Raw genomic sequence first — 17777 nt, forward strand, 5'->3', positions numbered from 1 at the left:
GGTAACGGTTCGTCGACAGTCGTAGAGGGCTCAGCCTGGGATTGAGCATAGTCGGAACTCAGTGAATCGGTGACCCGGAGGGCTCACTGAAGAGTGACAGGTCATTGTTGCGAAAGGACTTTTTCAACAGATACAAAAAAGGCCACTCTTTCGAGTAGCCTTTTTTGATGTTTGGTTGCGGGAGCCGGATTTGAACCGACGACCTTCGGGTTATGAGCCCGACGAGCTACCAGACTGCTCCATCCCGCGTCTGTGTGGCGGCATTCTATAGAGAATCGCCGGGGTGTCAACCGTTAATCCCCAATTGGGTCAAATAAGTGTGAGAAAGGGCAAAACAGGGGAGGAGGTGACTTAAGTTTCGGAATCTGAACGATTTCTCATCACAACGTGCTTTAAGTCGTCGTGAGGAGTGGGCATGCCGATGACAAAACTGACGCGCACAAAAAAGGCCACTCTTTCGAGTAGCCTTTTTTGATGTTTGGTTGCGGGAGCCGGATTTGAACCGACGACCTTCGGGTTATGAGCCCGACGAGCTACCAGACTGCTCCATCCCGCGTCTGTGTTGGCCATTCTATAGAAATACGCGGGTGTGTCAACCTGCTATTTTGATAAAACCTGTTCCTGTTCAATCGCTTAGCTGTAAATTGCCGCACTCTGGAGGCCTGAGAGGCAGGCATGGCAAGGGCTGCGGCTCTATTGCAGTGAACTTCTCGATTGAGAAAATAAATTTCTGGCCGGTTCCAACGAATGAAAAAGATCCGTCCGGGTACTGGTGCTATATACAGTTGTCAGTGAGATACTGTTTTTCCTACACCGCGTGACGCTATTTCTACTTCATGAACACCGCGTTGAAATGACCCAGCGAAAGATCATCCACGTCGATTGTGACTGTTTCTACGCCGCCATCGAGATGCGGGACGACCCGCGCCTGGCTGGAAAACCCCTGGCGGTAGGCGGGTCGGCGGACCGGCGCGGGGTGATTGCCACCTGCAACTATGAAGCGCGGGCCTATGGCGTGCGCTCGGCCATGTCCTCCGGGCATGCCTTGAAGCTGTGCCCGGACCTGACGATCGTGAAGCCGCGCATGGAAGCTTATAGAGAAGCGTCCAGGGAAATTCACACGATCTTTCGCGATTACACCGAGATCATCGAGCCGCTTTCCCTGGATGAGGCCTACCTCGATGTGTCGGACAGCGCGCATTTTGGCGGCAGTGCGACGCGCATTGCCCAGGACATTCGCCGGCGCGTCTCCAATCAGTTGCACATCACCGTCTCTGCCGGGGTGGCGCCCAATAAGTTCCTGGCCAAGATCGCCAGCGACTGGAAAAAGCCCAACGGCTTGTTTGTCATCACCCCGGATCAGGTCGAGGCGTTTGTCAGCGGCTTGCCGGTGAGCAAGTTGCACGGGGTGGGTAAAGTCACCGCCGACAGGCTGGGCAAGCTCGGCATCGTCGACTGCTCGCAGCTGCGTGAGTGGAACAAGTTGGCGCTGGTGCGCGAATTCGGCAGTTTTGGCGAGCGACTCTGGAGCCTGGCCCGTGGGATCGATGATCGCCTGGTGCATAACGACAGTCGCCGCCAGTCCATCAGTGTCGAAAACACCTACGACGTCGACTTGCCGGACCTGCGCAGCTGCCTGGACAAACTGCCGGAACTGCTGGAAACCCTCGCATCGCGCATGGCGCGAATCGACAGCAGCTATCGGCCGGGCAAACCCTTCGTCAAAGTGAAGTTCCATGATTTCACCCAGACCACGCTGGAGCAGGCCGGGGCAGGGCGGGATCTGGGCAGTTATCAGTTGTTGCTGACCCAGGCGTTCAACCGTGGAGGTAAACCGGTGCGGTTGTTGGGGGTGGGGGTGAGGCTGGAGGATTTGAGGGGTGGGTTCGAGCAGATGGAGTTGTTTGAGCGTTAAACGTCAAAAGATCGCAGCCTGCGGCAGCTCCAGGGAATCTGAACCCCTGTAGGCGCTGCCGAAGGCTGCGATCTTTTAACAGGTGCCTCAGTTCGGTCGCGGATCCGCCGCCACCAGTCGCCCGGCATCCTTGGTCAGGGACTTGAGGAATTCGGTCTGCAACTCCGGATCGTTGCGGGTCAGCTCGATCAGGCTTTGTTCCAGTTCGGTGGCTTCTTCTTCCAGGCCCAGCTCCGACAGGCGCTTGACCCGGTGCACCCACTGGCTCACTTCGTCGTCTTCAAGGTCGTCGTAAATCAACCCGTGGGCTTCGAGCAACTTGCCGCGCAATGTGCTGCTGACGGCCAGCGACGAATCGCTGTGCACATCGTCCTTGGCGTCCTGGACGTTGATCTGCAGCTTGCTCAGGTGGTTGAGGTCATGTTCGGCGAACGGGCTGTCCAACAGGTTCAGGCGCAATACGCCATTCTTGTCGGTGCTCATCTCGAAGGTTTCCTTGCCGGCCTTGACTTCGACCGGACGCTCGCTCCAGGGCAGGCTCGAATACTCCGTGCGCTTGTCGAGCTGGACTTCGTCGATGCCGGCCAGGTTCTGCTGGGCGCGTCCGTGGGACTGCACGTTCATGAACGGGTTGAGCCCGGCGAAGCCGTAGCTGAACCAGTCCCGGGTCATGCTGTCCGGCAGATTGCCCAGCGCGAACACGTTGGCCACATTGGCGCCGACACCGGCCACCACCGCGACCGCGCCCAGCGGGATCTCATAGACCTCCCGCCAGGGTTGGTACGGGGTGTAGCGATCGTAATGACGGGTGACCTCGAACTCGGTGACTTCAAAAGTCTTCTGCTCGTGGATTTTCACCCGGCGTTGCGGCAGCTCAAGCACCTTGGGCTCGCCAACATCGATCTGCAGGCTGTGATCGAGCAGTTTGCGCTCGACACGTTCCTCGTGCTCGCTGCGTTGTGACATGTGATTGGCACAGCCGCTGACCAGCAGGGCGCCGCACAGGGCGGCACCACCGAGGCCTAAGGTGTTTCGCTTGAACATGATGTCTCTATCTGGTTTCAGCGGCGGATACGGGCCTGAAGGAAAGGCAGCACGTCGGCGACCGGCAGCGCTTGCGGCTCGGCCTCGGTACGGCTCTTGTACTCCAGGTTGCCTTCGGCAAGACCGCGGTCGCTGACCACGATCCGGTGAGGAATGCCGATCAGCTCCATGTCCGCGAACTTGATGCCCGGGCTGGTTTTCTTGTCGCGGTCGTCCAGCAGCACTTCGAAGCCGGCGGCAGTCAGTTCTGCATACAGCTTGTCGGTGGCTTCGCGAACCAGTTCGGTTTCGTAGCGCAGTGGCACCAGGGCAACCTGGAAGGGCGCCAGGGTGTCGCTCCAGATGATGCCCTTGTCGTCGTTGTTCTGCTCGATGGCAGCCGCGACCACGCGGGACACGCCGATGCCGTAGCAACCCATTTCCAGGGTAACCGGCTTGCCGTTCTCGCCCAGCACTTCGCACTTCATCGCCTTGCTGTACTTGTTGCCCAGCTGGAAGATGTGCCCGACTTCGATGCCGCGCTTGATTTCCAGGGTGCCCTTGCCATCCGGGCTTGGGTCGCCGCTGACCACGTTACGCAGGTCGGCCACGGTCGGTACTGGCAGGTCGCGTTCCCAGTTCACGCCGAAGTAGTGCTTGTCGTCGATGTTGGCACCGATGCCGAAATCGCTCATCAGCTCGACGGAGCGGTCGATGATGATTGGCAGCGGCAGGTTCAACGGACCCAGGGAACCGGCGCCGGCGCCAATGGCGTCACGCAGTTCGGCATCGCTGGCCATGACCAGCGGGCTGGCCACGCCTGGCTGGTTCGCCGCCTTGATTTCGTTCAGTTCGTGATCGCCACGGATGATCAGGGCAATCAGCTTGCCTTCTTCCTCAGCGTGCACGATCAGGGTCTTGATGGTCTTCTCAATCGGCAGATTGAATTTTTCCACCAGCGCGGCAATGGTCTTGGTGTCGGGCGTGTCGACCAGGCGCAGTTCTTCGGTCGCAGCGGCGCGCGAGGATTCGCGTGGCACGGCTTCGGCCTTCTCGATGTTCGCCGCGTAGTCGGAACCGTTGCTGAAAACGATATCGTCTTCGCCGGACTCGGCCAGCACGTGGAACTCGTGGGAACCGGCGCCGCCGATGGAGCCGTTGTCGGCTTCCACAGGGCGGAACTTCAGGCCCAGGCGGGTGAACACGTTGCAGTACGCCTGGTGCATGCGGTCGTACGTAACCTGCAGCGAAGGCTGGTCAGCGTGGAACGAATAGGCGTCCTTCATGATGAATTCGCGGCCGCGCATCAAACCGAAGCGTGGACGGATCTCATCACGGAATTTGGTCTGGATCTGATACAGGTTGATCGGCAGCTGCTTGTAGCTGCTCAACTCGTTGCGCATCAGGTCGGTGATGACTTCTTCATGGGTCGGGCCTGCGCAGAAATCGCGACCGTGGCGATCCTTGAAGCGCAGCAATTCAGGGCCGTACTCTTCCCAGCGCCCGGATTCCTGCCACAGCTCAGCCGGTTGAGTGCTCGGCATCAACACTTCGAGCGAGCCGGCGGCGTTCATTTCTTCGCGAACGACGGCTTCGACCTTGCGCATCACTCGCAAGCCCATCGGCAGCCAGGTGTACAGGCCCGAGGCGAGTTTGCGGATCATGCCGGCGCGCAGCATCAGCTGATGGCTGATCACGACCGCGTCGGAAGGCGTTTCTTTCTGTGTGGCAAGCAAAAATTGACTGGTGCGCATGGTTGGCCGTTATCGATTGCTGATGACGAGAAATGACGGAGCATTGTACGGGCGAGTTCCGCTGGCGTACAGGCGTGCGGTCGGTGCGGTGGCAGCAGGACGGAATTGACTCCGTCCTCTGTAGGAATTCTGCGGGTGTTTCCTAGGATTCTTCCACGACCTGGGTCGGAACCGGTTCAGGCGTTGGTGTCGGACCGGCGCGACGGTTCTCCTGGAACCAGTGCAGGGCGATCAGCAGCAACGTCGGAACGCCCAACAGGGCGGTGATCAGGAAGAAATTGTGATAGCCAAACTTCTCTACCATGACCCCCGAATAACCACCGATCAGGCGCGGCAACAAGAGCATGATCGAACTGAGCAGGGCGTACTGGGTGGCGGAGAACTTGAGGTTGGTCAGGCTCGACAGGTAGGCGACGAACGCCGAGGTCGCCAGGCCCGAGCTGAAGTTGTCCAGGGAAATGGTCAGGATCAGCATGTTCAGGTCGGCGCCCATGTCGGCGAGCATCAGGAACAATATATTGGTGCCCGCCGACGCGACACCGCCGATGAACAGGATCGGCAGGATGCCAAAGCGCACGATCAGCAGGCCGCCCATGCCGGCGCCCACCAGGGTCATGATCAGGCCGAAGATCTTGCTGACGCTGGCGATCTGGTCCTTGGTGAAACCCATGTCGATGTAGAACACGTTGGCCATCACGCCCATCACCGTATCGGACATCCGATAGGTGGCGATCAGCCCCAGCAACAGCAGCGCTTGCCAGCGATAACGCAGGATGAAGTCGTTGACCGGCGTCAGCACCGGCGCCAGGCCCCGGCGACCCATGGCCGACAGGCACAGGGCGGTGAGCGTGGTGTAGAGGATGGCGCGCAGGAACGCGCGGTCTTCGAGCAGCAGGTCGAGCAGGCTCTCACCTTCGAACAGCACGCTGGCAAAGTCGGTGTTGTACAGCTGGGTAAACATGGCTGGCACGGACACCAGCAGCACGATCAGGACGAACACCGAGGCCAGTTGATGGACGAAGCTGTAGCGCCCGGCTTGCAGTTGCGTACGCAGCGGTACGGCAGGTTCGCGCATGAACAACGAGGTGAGCAGTGCCGGGACCATCAAGGCGCCGAACAGCAGGTAAGTGCCGGCCCAGGCCGAATGCTTGTAGTTGAAGCCGGTGGAGCCGAAGCCTTCGGCGAAGAACAGGGCGCCGGCCGTGGCCAGCAGCGCCGCGATGCGATAACCGGACATGTAGCTGGCGGCGAGCGCCGCCTGGCGACTGTCGTCGGCGATTTCCAGGCGGTAGGCATCCACTGCAATGTCTTGCGTGGCCGAGGCGAAGGCGACGACCACCGCGATGGCGATCAGCCAGGACAAATGCTTTTGCGGGTCACAGAAGCCCATCCCGACCAGGCCGAGAATCACCAGCCCTTGCGACAATACCAGCCAGGAACGGCGTCGGCCGAGTTTGCCGAGCAACGGCAGGCGCCATTGGTCGAGCAGGGGCGACCAGACCCATTTGAAGGCATACGCCAGGCCGATCAGGCTCGCGTAGCCGATGGTTTCGCGCGCCACACCGGCTTCACGCAACCAGACCGAAAGCGTCGAGAACACCAGCATGTAGGGCAAGCCGGCGGCGAAACCCAGCAATAACAGTACAAGCGTCGAAGGGCTGGCATAGGCAGCAAGCGCGGCGCGCCAGGTTTTACGGGGCATGGGCTGGAGTCTGCCTCAAGAAATACGGAAACAAAGCGCGCACTCTAACCGCTGTGCTCTACCGGGCGCCACCCATGACGCTGAATATCAACACGATTGTTCTGGATACTGATGCCCTCCATGCGCAATCGTGCGCGCTGTTCGTCCCCGGAGGGACTGCCTGCGGGCAGGCTCAGGCGCCCGCCGGCACCGAGTACGCGGTGCCAGGGTAATTTGCTGTCGCCGGGCAGTTGGCTCAGTGTCCTGCCGACCCAGCGAGCGGCGCGTCCCAGTCCCGCCAGTTCGGCGAGTTGACCATAACTCACGACCTTGCCTTCGGGTACTGACGCGAGCGTCAGGTAGAGCGCCGTGCGTCGGATTTGCGCGGGACTGTCGGGTTGTTCTGTCGGCTCGATCACGTTCGCAGTTCCTGAAGTCGTTCGCAGTACCGTCTGTAGGGTAAATGCTGGATCGCCAATTGAGAAATGAACTCAATAGAAATAGTTGGGTCAGTCCTTGCTAGGGTCTTATTCCTGCGGATAATGCCGACTTTTTTTCGCGAACCTGAGCCTTTTATTTGCTTATGTTGTCTAGAACCTTGCTATGCCTCGCTGTCGTCACTGCCTCCACTCCCTTGCTCGCGGATACCGTCTGGTTGAAGAACGGTGACAAGCTGAGCGGCAAGATCATCCTGTTCGATGGCGGCAAGTTGCTGGTCCAGACCGAATATGCCGGCGCGGTGCCGATCGACTGGAAGCAGGTCAAGACCCTGGAAAGTGATCAGCAACTGCTGGTCAAGCAGGACGCCTACACCGGCGAGAAGGCCAAGTCGCTGCACGCGGCGGATGACGGCAAGGTGACCTTGGAAAACGGTGATGGGCCCAAGACGGTAGAGCTGGCGAGTGTCCAGCAAATCCTCAAGCCCAAGCCGGTGGTCGAGGATCTGGTGTGGAAAGGCAATATCGATGCGGCCCTCGATTACCAGCGTGCCGAGAAAGATACCGATGATTACGACATCGACTTCAAGACCACTGCGCGTCATGGCCGCTGGCGGCACATCGCAGAAGGCGAGTACAACCGCGAGTATCAGGATGACGTGACCACCACGGACAATTGGCGGGGAGAGTACTCCCTCGACCGTTTCCTGACGGACAAATGGTTCTGGCAAGGTCGCCTGGTGTACAAGCGTGACAAGGTCGAAGACCTTTCCCGCCAGCGCACCGTCGGTACCGGTCCTGGTTACCAGTTCTGGGATGACGAGCTGGGCGCATTCTCCCTGGGCTCGCTGATCAACCGCACGGATTACCAATTCAGCGATGGCAGCAAGGAGAACTTCTATTCTGTCGCGATGAAGTGGGACTACAACCGCTACCTGATTGGCAAGAAAGTGGAGTTCTTCACCAATGGCGAGGTGGGCAAGCCGCTGTCGGGCGTGGCCGAGTATGCGCTGGATGCCGAGATGGGGCTGCGTTACAAGGTGACGGATTGGGCGTCACTGAACCTCAAGGCCGAGCGAGACATTATCGACGGGACTGATGATGCTGACCTGGACAAGACCCGGTACACGGCAGGGTTTGGCGTGACCTGGTAAGACGCAAAAAGATCGCAGTCTGCGGCAGCTCCATGTAGGAGCAGCCGAAGGCTGCGATCTTTTTTTGCCTGTGAAAAACCTGCAGGCACAAAAAAGCCCCGCTGTTGAGGGCGGGGCTTTTTACTAAAGCAAGTACAAGTTAGATAACTTGAACTTCTTCAGCTTGCATGCCTTTCTGACCGCGGGTAGCGATGAAAGAAACCTGTTGGCCTTCTTTCAGGCTTTTGAAGCCGTCGGATTGGATAGCTTTGAAGTGAACGAACAGGTCGTCACCGGATTGTGGAGTGATGAAGCCGAAGCCTTTTTCATCGTTGAACCACTTAACGGTACCGGTTTGGCGATTAGACATGGTGTAACTCCTTGAACAAAGATAACTGCGACTCAGGAAAAACCCTGGCCGAGACTGAGTGCAAAGAGCAGGAAAAATTCTTGTAGATGGTTGGATCGAAATTCAACATATCGTGTAGAGATTCTCAGTGACACAAGCAGCACAGTGACGCCACCTTAACCCTTTTTCCGGAACGTGCCAATGCTTCTTGCGAAGGTTTCTCTGTTTTAAGGATCGACGGTGTGTCGGTTCGTCGCCAGCGCAGGTAATTCCAGGATGTCCGGCGAGAATTGCAGCGCGCACTTTGAACCCGGCGGCGCGCCCGGTAAGATGCCGGACAGATTTTTTCCACCTCGCTATTCAGGACACCCGCCATGAGCATCAAATCGGACAAGTGGATTCGCCGCATGGCGCAGGAACACGGCATGATCGACCCTTTCGTCGAGCGCCAGGTGCGTGGCAGCGACGATAGCCGTGTGATCTCCTACGGCGTGTCCAGCTACGGCTACGATGTGCGTTGCACCAACCACTTCAAGGTGTTCACCAACATCAATTCGGCGATCGTCGACCCGAAGAACTTCGACGCGGGCAGCTTCGTCGACATCCACAGCGACGTGTGCATCATTCCACCGAACTCCTTCGCCCTGGCCAGCACCGTCGAATACTTCCGCATCCCGCGTAACGTATTGACCATCTGCCTGGGTAAAAGCACCTACGCCCGCTGCGGCATCATCGTCAACGTGACGCCGCTCGAGCCTGAGTGGGAAGGCCACGTGACCCTGGAATTCTCCAACACCACCAACCTGCCGGCGAAAATCTACGCCAACGAAGGCGTGGCGCAGATGCTGTTCCTTGAGTCGGACGAAGAGTGCGAAGTGTCTTACAAGGACCGTGGCGGCAAGTACCAGGGGCAGCGTGGCGTCACCCTGCCGCGCACCTGAGTCAGCCGTCTGACGAACCGTGGGAATTCCTGGGCGAGCGTACACTCTATGGAGTGTACTGTTCCGATCTGCGCAAGGCGGGTCGGGCCATCGCCCAGGAGTGCTATATGAAGATCGACCCCCGTATCAGTGCCGAACTGGCAAGGCTTGAGCCCAATCAGGTTGGCGTTTTGGCCTGGTCCTTGTTGGCACATCCGCCAATCAGCATGGCCGGTGGCATCCCCGGCCAGCCTGATCCCGATACCCCCAACGAACAACCGACCGAACCTGGTGAGCCGACGCTGCCCGACGAGCCGCCTCCTGCACCGGTCGCCTGAGATATTCTCCTGTACCTGTGGGAGCGGGCTTGCTCGCGAAGGTCGTTAACGATGACGCGGGCTTCCTGACAATACGCGGTGCCCTTACGTCCATCGCGAGCAAGCTCGCTCCTACAAGGGCGAGTACACCGGCCATACTTCGTTGTCGCCGATGACAAAAATTCTGCAGTCGTCACCCCTTTCAACCTGATAGCCACCGGTGAACGCGCCGAAGGCCGGAAGCAGGCTGATTTCCTCGCCAAGCCTGAAACAGGCCAGCCGCAGGGTCTGCCGACCCCGACCGTGGAGCCGATAGACCGGATGCACGTGACCGGCAAGCACATGCCGATGCGGATGCGGCTCGGGTTCGTGCTGCAAGGCGAATGGCCCCAACAACAACGGCTCAGGCACCACGCGAATGTTCAAGGAGGCCGGCGGATCCCCGGCGCGCTTGTCGTGGTTGCCGCGAATCAGCGTCATGGCCAGCCCGGCGTTGCGTACTCTCCAGTCAGCCAAGGCTTTCAGCGTGGCGCTCGCATGGGAGCCCGGACCGTGAAGAAAGTCCCCGAGGAAAATCAGCTGGCGGCAGGGCAGGGTGGCCAGTAGTCCATCGAGCACGGCGATATTGCGGTGGGTGGTGCCTTGGGGCACCGGTTGGCCAAGGCTGCGGTAAGCGGCGGCCTTGCCGAAATGCACGTCGGCGATCAACAGGGCTTGCTGCGCGGGCCAGTAGAGGGCTTTTTCCGGCAGCAGCCAGAGCTCCTCGCCGGCCAGTTGCACAGGGTAGGGGGTACTCATCAGGCTTTCCCTGTACTGGCGGTTTTCTCGAGGTCGCTGACCATGCGCCGGATGCGGTCGGCGAGTTTTTCTGAACTCATGCTCTCGCGCATGCGTTCCACCAGCAGTGGAAACCCAAGTGGCGTAGGACGTTTGACGTGATGCAGGTCGAGACTGAGTGAACTGATGTGCGTCAACGTCTGTTCCAGGCGATGAATATCCAGTTCCTCCCGTAGGACTTCTTCGCCGGCCTGGGCCAATAGCAGATTGCCTGCGTCGTACTGTTTGAACACTTCGAAGAACAACCCGCTCGAGGCTTGAACTTGCCGTGTGCTTTTCGGTGCGCCGGGGTAACCGGCGAACACCAGCCCGGCGATCCGGGCGATTTCCCGAAAACGCCGCAAGGCCAGCTCTCCGGCATTCAGGCTGGCGACTACGTCCCCCAGCAAATGCTCTGGACTCAACAGGCTTGGGTTCAATGCTTGCGCCCAATCCACGGGGGTGGCGCTGAGCAGTTCCAGCCCATAGTCATTGACCGCGATGGAAAACGTCAGCGCCTGCTGCTGGCTGACTCGCCACGCCAGCAAACTCGCCAGGCCCAGATGCACCTGGCGGCCGGCGAAGGGATACAGGAAAAGGTGCCAGCCCTCACGGGACTTCAGCGCCTCGGCCAGCAACGATTGCGACGTCGGCAAGCCAGACCAGCGTTGCTGCACCTCCAGCAGTGGACGCAATGCCTGCATTTCCGGGCCGCTGAACTCGCCGCGCGCCGCCGCACTGAACCGCTCCACCACCGCTTGCGCCAGTTCATTGGAAAGGGGCATGCGCCCGCCATTCCAGCGCGGTACCGCAGCTTTTTTCACGGTGCTGCGCTTGACATAGGCGGTCATGTTTTCCACGCGCACCAACTCCAGCAGGCGCCCGGCAAACAAAAAACCGTCACCCGGCTTGAGCCGCGCGATGAAGCCTTCTTCGACACTGCCCAGTTGCTTGCCACCGCCGCCCTTGCTCCAGAACTTCAATTGAATGCTCGCGTCGCTGACAATCGTGCCGATGCTCATGCGGTGGCGTCGGGCCAGTCGCGCATCGGGTACCCGCCAGATACCCTGTTCATCCGGTTCGACCCGGCGGTAATCCGGATAGGCTGTCAGGGAAAACCCGCCATGGCGTACGAAAGCCAGGGCCCAGGTCCAGTCCGCCACGCTGAGATCGCGATAAGCCCAGGCTGTGCGGACCTCATCAAACAACTCATCGGGCACAAACCCACCGCCCAGGGCCATGCTGACCAGGTGCTGGACCAGCACATCCAGGGGTTTATGGGGGGAGTTTCGCGGTTCGATCCGGCGCTGCGCTACTGCATCCTGTGCCGCCGCGGCTTCGATCAGCTCCAGGCTATGGGTCGGCACCAGGGTCACCCGTGAAATTCGCCCCGGCGCATGCCCCGAACGCCCCGCACGCTGCATCAGCCGCGCCACGCCTTTGGCCGAGCCAATTTGCAGCACCCGTTCCACCGGCAGGAAATCCACTCCCAGATCCAGGCTGGAGGTGCAGACCACCGCCTTGAGTTGACCTTCCTTGAGGGCGCGTTCCACCCAGTCGCGGGTTTCCCGGGACAACGAACTGTGATGCAGTGCGATCAGCCCGGCCCAGTCCGGCCGGGCCTCAAGCAAGGCCTGGTACCAGATTTCCGATTGCGCTCGCGTATTGGTGAAGACCAGGCTGCTGGCGCTGGCATCCAGTTGCGCGGCGACCTGCGGCAACATTTTCAGGCCGATATGTCCGGCCCATGGAAAGCGTTCGATCCCGGGCGGCAGCAGCGTGTCCACCTGCAGTTTCTTGGGCGTGCGGCCTTGAACGCTGATGCCGCCGCCCTGTGGGATCAATACCTGTTCGGCGTGGGACTGATTACCCAAGGTCGCGGATACGCCCCACACGATCAATTGCGGATGCCAGCGGCGCAGACGGGCGAGGGCCAGTTGCAGTTGCACGCCGCGTTTGTTGCCAAGCAATTCGTGCCATTCGTCGACCACCACCATGCGCAAGGTCGAGAGCGCTGTTTGGGCGTCGGCTCGGGCGAGCATCAAGGTCAGGCTTTCCGGGGTGGTAATCAGCGCGGTTGGCAGGCGTCGGCTCTGGCGCGCCCGTTCGCTGCTGCTGGTATCGCCCGTGCGCAGGCCGACACTCCAGGGAATCTGCGAATCCTGCAGCGGCGCCTCCAGTGCGCGGGCCGTGTCGGCGGCCAAGGCGCGCATGGGGGTTATCCACAATACGGTCAGGGGAGCGGCCACAGGTTTGCGTTTGCGAGGTGTTTCAAGCGCAGGCGAAGAGTGGGCGAAGCGATTGAGCGCGCCAAACCAGACCGCGTAGGTTTTGCCGGCGCCGGTGCTGGCGTGCAACAAACCGGACTGTCCTTGTTTTACTGCGGCCCATACCTGTTTCTGAAAGTCGAACGGCTGCCAGTCGCGCGCGGCAAACCAGCGTTTTGCGAAGTCGGTGGTGGTTCCCATGCCGGCGGTGTGCGCTCTGAGAGTGTTCCTTCAGTGACCACGGCGCAGCGCGAAAGGTTTAATGACTGAACGCGATTCAGAATTTCTCATATTCGGAAATAACTGTGTGTTTGGTTGAAACCTATTGGCCGATTGGCCGTGGTTTTATCGCTGCGCTGTTGTCCATGAACATGAAAAGGAACATTCAGATGAAGTCAGTTCGTACGGGGCATTTGCACGCCGATATGATCACGGAGGGTGGGAGGCATCTCGCGTTTCGAGCAGCGCCAATGCTCGAATACTACGAGTTGCCAGGCCTGCACTGCCTTGGGGCGAGCAATGGTAAGGACAAAACGTTTTACATCTATTTGCCGCAGGGTATCGAGAGTGGCGGATTTCCTCTGGGGCTGTGTGAGCGCTCGCCCATGATCATTCATGTGACGGGCGACTCGGAAACGGAGTTGTATCGAGGGTCGCTTGATTTGATGGTAGGGGGCGATGCACAGTTTGCCGGAAGTTTCCGTGGCCTGGACGCCGAAGGTATCGAGGTGGAGAACGGCAGCTTCAGGCTCGAGCATGCCAGTGGCTGAGCTTCAAATGAAAGGGAAGCCCCAGCTTCCCTTCCATCGGCGACCGTTACTTCAGGTTGCCGCTGAGGAACTGTTTAAGGCGTTCGCTCTTCGGGTTGCCCAGCACGTCCTCCGGCGCGCCTTCTTCCTCCACCAGGCCCTGGTGCAGGAACAGCACCTGGCTCGACACTTTGCGCGCGAAGCTCATTTCGTGGGTGACCATGATCATGGTCCGGCCTTCTTCGGCCAGGCCCTGGATCACCTTGAGCACTTCGCCCACCAGTTCCGGGTCCAGCGCCGAGGTCGGTTCATCGAACAGCATCACTTCCGGCTCCATCGCCAACGCGCGGGCAATCGCCACCCGTTGTTGCTGGCCGCCGGAGAGGAACGCCGGGTACTGATCCGCTACGCGCGCCGCCAGCCCGACCTTGTCGAGGTAACGCCGGGCACGGTCTTCGGCTTCCTGCTTGCTGCAGCCCAGCACCCGGCGCGGGGCCATGGTGATGTTTTCCAGCACCGTCATGTGGCTCCACAGGTTGAAATGCTGGAACACCATGGCCAGGCGGGTGCGGATACGTTGCAGTTCATCGGCGTCGGCCACGTGCATGCCGTGACGATCCTTGATCATGCGGATAGCCTGGCCGTCGAGGCTCATGGCGCCGTCGTTGGGTTGTTCGAGGAAGTTGATGCAGCGCAGGAAGGTACTTTTCCCGGAGCCGCTGGCACCGATCAGGCTGATGACGTCACCCGTGTTGGCCTTGAGCGAAACGCCCTTGAGCACCTCATGATCGCCATAGCTTTTATGCAGGCCTTCAATGGTCAGTTTGTACATGGAGCATGCATCCTCAAGGCGAAAGTAGGTAGCCGCTGCGATAGGCTTCGGCGCCCGCGACGTGGGCGATCACCATGCCGGCCGTGGCCATGCGGCGCAGCGAACGGGCGTACATCAAGCCGGCGGCGGTGCAATGGACAGGCGTGACGCGGTCGCTGATCGGGTCAATGATTTCGGCGATCAGTTGCCCGGCTTCGAGGTATTGCCCCGGCAGGGCACTGAACACCAGCAAGCCGCCGACCGGTGTCGCCACAGGTTCTACCCCGGCCAGGGGAGTGGCCGGGTAGGGCAGGTCGGGCAATGGCGCCGGTTCACCGGCAATCGCGCCAAATTGAATCAGGTAATCGATCAGCGCCTGGCTGTCGAGGCTGGCCATTGGGTGGCTGACGTCGCCCTGGCCGCGCAGTTCGACGGTGACCGAAAAACTGCCATGGGGAATGTCGAAGTGTTCGCCGAAGCGCTCTTTCAGCTGCCACCAGAGCAGGGTGAAGCATTCATCGAACGACTGGCCGCCGGAATCGGTCGCCAGCAGGCTGGCCTGCGCACCGATGTAGCGGGCCAGCGGCTCGACCTGCGGCCAGGCCTCGGGTGTGGTGTACAGGTGGGCGACAGCCTCGAAATCGCAATGCAGGTCCAACACCATGTCAGCGTCGCAGGCCAGCCGTTGCAGGGTCAGGCGCTGGGATTGCAATTGGGTGCTGGCGGTCTGCCGCGCCAAGGCATGGCGCAAGCTGTCGCGGATCAGTTCGAGGTTGCGCTGCGGGTCGTCGCCGAGTTGGCCTTCGATCGCGTTGCCGACCTCTTCGCTCAAATCAACGAACCAGCGGTTGAAGTTCTGCCCGCTTTCGAGCTCATAGCGGCCCAGCGGTACATCCATCAGCACCTGTTCCAGGCCGGCCGGGTTGGCCACGGGTACCAGGACGATTTCGCTGCGCAGCCGGCCGGCGGCTTCCAGCTCCGCCAGGCGTTGCTTGAGGTGCCAGGCCACCAGCATGCCGGGCATTTCATCGGCATGCAGGGACGACTGGATGTAGATCTTGCCCTTGGCCGGTTGTGGGCCGAAGTGAAAACTGTGGATCTGTCGTGCGGTCCCCGGCAAGGGGGCCAGCAGGTCGTGTATCTGGTGGCGCATTTTTCTTGTATCCCGAAGCGGGTCCTAGTGGGTCGGCCCGAGGAAGGCCAGCCAGCGGCGTTCGGCGAGGCGGAACAGGCCGACCAGCGCAAAGGTGACGGTCAGGTAGATCAGCGCGGCGATGCCAAACGACTGGAAGGTCAGGAAGGTCGCCGAGTTGGCGTCCCGCGCGACTTTCAGGATGTCCGGGATGGTCGCGGTGAACGCCACGGTGGTCGAGTGCAGCATCAGGATCACTTCGTTGCTGTAGTACGGCAACGAGCGACGCAGCGCCGAAGGCATGATCACGTAGGCATACAGCTTCCAGCCTGTCAGGCCGTAGGCCTTGGCCGCTTCGACTTCACCATGGGCCATGCTGCGGATCGCCCCGGCGAAAATCTCCGTGGTGTAGGCGCAGGTGTTCAGGGCGAACGCCAGGATGGTGCAGTTCATCGCATCGCGGAAGAAACTGTCGAGCACCGGTTGCGCGCGCACGGCGGCCAGGCTGTAGATCCCGGTGTAGCAGATCAGCAACTGGATATACAAAGGCGTGCCGCGGAACAGGTAGGTGTAGAACTGCACCGGCCAGCGGATGTAGGCGTGCGGTGAGACCCGGGCGATCGACAGCGGAATCGAGACGATGAAGCCGATGAAGATCGACGCACTGAGCAACCACAGGGTCATGGCCAGGCCAGTGATGTTCTGGCCGTCGGTGTAGAGGAAGGCTTTCCAGTATTCCTGCAGGAGTTCGATCATCGTACGGCCTCCCGGGTACCGGCGGCGTAGCGACGCTCGAGCCAGCGCAGAATGAAGTTGGAGGCGCTGGTGATCATCAGGTAGATCAGGGCGGCGATTACCAGGAAGTAGAACAGTTGATAGCTGCTTTTACCCGCATCCTGGGCAGCCTTGACCAGGTCGGCGAGGCCGATGATCGACACCAGTGCAGTGGCCTTGAGCATCACCATCCAGTTGTTGCCGATACCCGGCAGGGCATAGCGCATCATTTGCGGGAACACCACGATGCGAAAACGCTGGCCGCGCTTGAGCCCGTAGGCAGTGGCCGCTTCGACCTGGCCGCGAGGCACGGCGAGGATGGCGCCGCGGAAGGTTTCGGTGAAGTACGCGCCGTAAATGAAGCCCAGGGTCAGAACGCCTGCGCTGAACGGGTTGATCTCGATGTATTCCCATTCCATGTAGTCGGTGAGCGACGTCAGCCAGGTTTGCAGGCTGTAGAAGATCAGCAGCATCAGCACCAGGTCCGGCACTCCGCGAATCAGTGTGGTGTAGCACTGGGCAAGCAGGCGCAGCAATTTGACTTTTGACAGCTTGGCACTGGCGCCGAGCAGGCCGAGCAATACGGCCACCAGCAGCGACATCGCCGATAACTTGATGGTCATCCAGGTGCCTTCCATCAGCAGCGGGCCAAAGCCCTTGAGGCTGAAGGCGGAGAGCCCCAGGTTTTGTAAGAGGTTTTCGAACATAAATCAGCAACCTGATCGGATGAAAAAAGCGCCCATCGCGAGATGGGCGCCGGGCATTACTTGCCGCTGTACAGGTTCAGGTCGCCAAAGTGTTTCTTTTGAATGGTGGCGTAGGTGCCATCATCGTGTAACGCTTTGATACCTTTATCCAAAAGGGCTTTCAGCTCGGTGTTACCTTTCTTAATACCGATTGCAGTCTTGGCTGGCAGCAGTTCGCTGTCGACTGGCTTGCTGATTTCGTAGCCTTCGCCTTTTGGCGACTTCAGGAAGCCGAGTTCAGCTTGCAGCATGTCCTGGATCGCGGCATCGAGACGACCGGAAGTCAGGTCGGAATACACCTGGTCCTGGTTCTGATAAGCCTGGGTTTTCACCCCTGCCTTGTCCAGCACGGCCTTGGCGTAGGCTTCCTGGATGGTGCCTTGTTCGTAGCCGACGGTCTTGCCTTTCAGCGAAGCGACGTCTTCGGTCAGGCCAGAACCTTTCTTGAACACGTAGGCGGTCGGGCCGGAGAACAGCTCGTTGGAGAAGTCGATGACTTTTTCGCGGGCTGGGGTGACGGTCATCGAAGAGATCACGCCGTCGAATTTATTGGCCTTGAGCCCAGGAATCATGCCGTCGAAATCGCTTTCGACCCATTTGCACTTGACCTTCAGCTCGGCGCAGATCGCGTTCCCCAGGTCGATGTCGAAACCTACCAGGTTGCCGTCGGCCGCTTTCGACTCGAACGGTGCATAGGAAGGGTCAACACCAAAACGCAATTCCTTGTATTCCTTTGCCAGCGCGGAACCGGCTGCCACGCACAACGCCAGTGCAGAAAGGGTCAGCAATGCTTTTTTCATTATTCAATCCCTAAGAACCAATATGAGCGCTTGTGGCGCAGAATTATTGTTACTGGTAAGCGTAAGCCCTGATGAAAGTAGCAATTTCCGAACCATAGTGCCGAACAAGCGTTTAAAAGGTGTTCGGGAAATTGCAGGAGGCGATTAGTGCAC

17 protein-coding genes and 2 tRNA genes are annotated in these 17777 nt (G+C 59.9%); 5 read left to right on the top strand and 14 right to left on the bottom strand.

Translation table 11 applies throughout. The features are described 5' to 3' along the window. Window positions 1-172: 172 nt before the first annotated feature. Both DKB71_RS06560 and DKB71_RS06565 read right to left on the bottom strand, forming a co-directional pair. A tRNA-Met gene (locus DKB71_RS06560) sits at window positions 173-249 on the bottom strand. A 230-nt stretch (window positions 250-479) separates the two neighbouring features. After that, a tRNA-Met gene (locus tag DKB71_RS06565) sits at window positions 480-556 on the bottom strand. A 297-nt stretch (window positions 557-853) separates the two neighbouring features. Here DKB71_RS06565 and dinB point away from each other — a divergent pair. Next, window positions 854-1915 (top strand): DNA polymerase IV, encoded by a 1062-nt coding sequence (dinB, locus tag DKB71_RS06570; RefSeq protein WP_274073322.1) that lies wholly within the window; start codon window positions 854-856, stop codon window positions 1913-1915. A gap of 87 nt (window positions 1916-2002) precedes the next feature. Here the strand turns inward: dinB and DKB71_RS06575 are convergent, their stop codons facing one another. From DKB71_RS06575 to DKB71_RS06590, 4 genes are all read right to left on the bottom strand, one after another. Continuing rightward, complete coding sequence (locus DKB71_RS06575; RefSeq protein ID WP_274073323.1) at window positions 2003-2959, bottom strand: hypothetical protein; 957 nt, start codon at window positions 2957-2959, stop codon at window positions 2003-2005. A gap of 17 nt (window positions 2960-2976) precedes the next feature. After that, on the bottom strand, window positions 2977-4692 hold the full coding sequence (locus DKB71_RS06580) for a proline--tRNA ligase (protein ID WP_274073324.1): 1716 nt from the start codon (window positions 4690-4692) through the stop codon (window positions 2977-2979). Between the two features lie 142 nt (window positions 4693-4834). Further along, window positions 4835-6394: an AmpG family muropeptide MFS transporter gene (locus tag DKB71_RS06585; RefSeq protein ID WP_406592419.1), complete on the bottom strand. Its 1560-nt coding sequence runs from the start codon at window positions 6392-6394 to the stop codon at window positions 4835-4837. Between the two features lie 44 nt (window positions 6395-6438). After that, a complete protein-coding gene (locus tag DKB71_RS06590; RefSeq protein WP_408601062.1) occupies window positions 6439-6819 on the bottom strand; it encodes an MGMT family protein in 381 nt (126 codons plus the stop codon). 137 nt (window positions 6820-6956) lie between these two features. Here DKB71_RS06590 and DKB71_RS06595 point away from each other — a divergent pair, with 137 nt between their 5' ends. Then, a complete protein-coding gene (locus DKB71_RS06595) occupies window positions 6957-7964 on the top strand; it encodes a DUF481 domain-containing protein (RefSeq protein WP_408599904.1) in 1008 nt (335 codons plus the stop codon). Window positions 7965-8103: 139 nt separating this feature from the next. Here the strand turns inward: DKB71_RS06595 and DKB71_RS06600 are convergent, their stop codons facing one another. Then, on the bottom strand, window positions 8104-8313 hold the full coding sequence (locus DKB71_RS06600) for a cold-shock protein (RefSeq protein ID WP_002554837.1): 210 nt from the start codon (window positions 8311-8313) through the stop codon (window positions 8104-8106). Window positions 8314-8666: 353 nt separating this feature from the next. On the opposite strand from DKB71_RS06600, the gene dcd reads away from it, so the two are divergent. Then, window positions 8667-9233: a dCTP deaminase gene (gene dcd / locus DKB71_RS06605; RefSeq protein WP_046816561.1), complete on the top strand. Its 567-nt coding sequence runs from the start codon at window positions 8667-8669 to the stop codon at window positions 9231-9233. 107 nt (window positions 9234-9340) lie between these two features. Then, complete coding sequence (locus DKB71_RS06610) at window positions 9341-9550, top strand: hypothetical protein (RefSeq protein ID WP_017336784.1); 210 nt, start codon at window positions 9341-9343, stop codon at window positions 9548-9550. A gap of 111 nt (window positions 9551-9661) precedes the next feature. Here the strand turns inward: DKB71_RS06610 and pdeM are convergent, their stop codons facing one another. Beyond that, window positions 9662-10327 (bottom strand): ligase-associated DNA damage response endonuclease PdeM, encoded by a 666-nt coding sequence (pdeM, locus tag DKB71_RS06615; protein WP_408599905.1) that lies wholly within the window; start codon window positions 10325-10327, stop codon window positions 9662-9664. After that, a complete protein-coding gene (locus tag DKB71_RS06620) occupies window positions 10327-12813 on the bottom strand; it encodes a ligase-associated DNA damage response DEXH box helicase (RefSeq protein WP_408599906.1) in 2487 nt (828 codons plus the stop codon). The genes pdeM and DKB71_RS06620 overlap by 1 nt, the downstream gene beginning before the upstream one ends. Window positions 12814-13001: 188 nt before the next feature. Between DKB71_RS06620 and DKB71_RS06625 the strand changes: the two genes are divergently transcribed. Then, the gene (locus DKB71_RS06625) at window positions 13002-13382 is read left to right on the top strand and encodes a hypothetical protein (RefSeq protein WP_274073330.1); all 381 of its coding nucleotides are present in this window, start codon (window positions 13002-13004) and stop codon (window positions 13380-13382) included. Between the two features lie 46 nt (window positions 13383-13428). Here the strand turns inward: DKB71_RS06625 and DKB71_RS06630 are convergent, their stop codons facing one another. The 5 genes from DKB71_RS06630 to DKB71_RS06650 are packed head-to-tail and all read right to left on the bottom strand — an operon-like array spanning window position 13429 to window position 17624. Continuing rightward, window positions 13429-14193, bottom strand: a complete 765-nt coding sequence (locus DKB71_RS06630) for an ABC transporter ATP-binding protein (RefSeq protein ID WP_020797089.1) — start codon at window positions 14191-14193, stop codon at window positions 13429-13431. Window positions 14194-14206: 13 nt separating this feature from the next. Next, complete coding sequence (locus tag DKB71_RS06635; protein ID WP_274073331.1) at window positions 14207-15325, bottom strand: succinylglutamate desuccinylase/aspartoacylase family protein; 1119 nt, start codon at window positions 15323-15325, stop codon at window positions 14207-14209. Window positions 15326-15349: 24 nt separating this feature from the next. Then, the gene (locus tag DKB71_RS06640) at window positions 15350-16060 is read right to left on the bottom strand and encodes an ABC transporter permease (protein ID WP_274073332.1); all 711 of its coding nucleotides are present in this window, start codon (window positions 16058-16060) and stop codon (window positions 15350-15352) included. Continuing rightward, window positions 16057-16785: an ABC transporter permease gene (locus tag DKB71_RS06645; protein ID WP_408599907.1), complete on the bottom strand. Its 729-nt coding sequence runs from the start codon at window positions 16783-16785 to the stop codon at window positions 16057-16059. Before DKB71_RS06645 ends, DKB71_RS06640 begins: the two co-directional genes overlap by 4 nt. A gap of 56 nt (window positions 16786-16841) precedes the next feature. Next, window positions 16842-17624: a transporter substrate-binding domain-containing protein gene (locus DKB71_RS06650; RefSeq protein WP_274073334.1), complete on the bottom strand. Its 783-nt coding sequence runs from the start codon at window positions 17622-17624 to the stop codon at window positions 16842-16844. Window positions 17625-17777: the final 153 nt, after the last annotated feature.

The organism is Pseudomonas sp. PLMAX, from assembly GCF_046042685.1.
In the GTDB taxonomy this organism is placed as follows: domain Bacteria; phylum Pseudomonadota; class Gammaproteobacteria; order Pseudomonadales; family Pseudomonadaceae; genus Aquipseudomonas; species Aquipseudomonas putida_AE.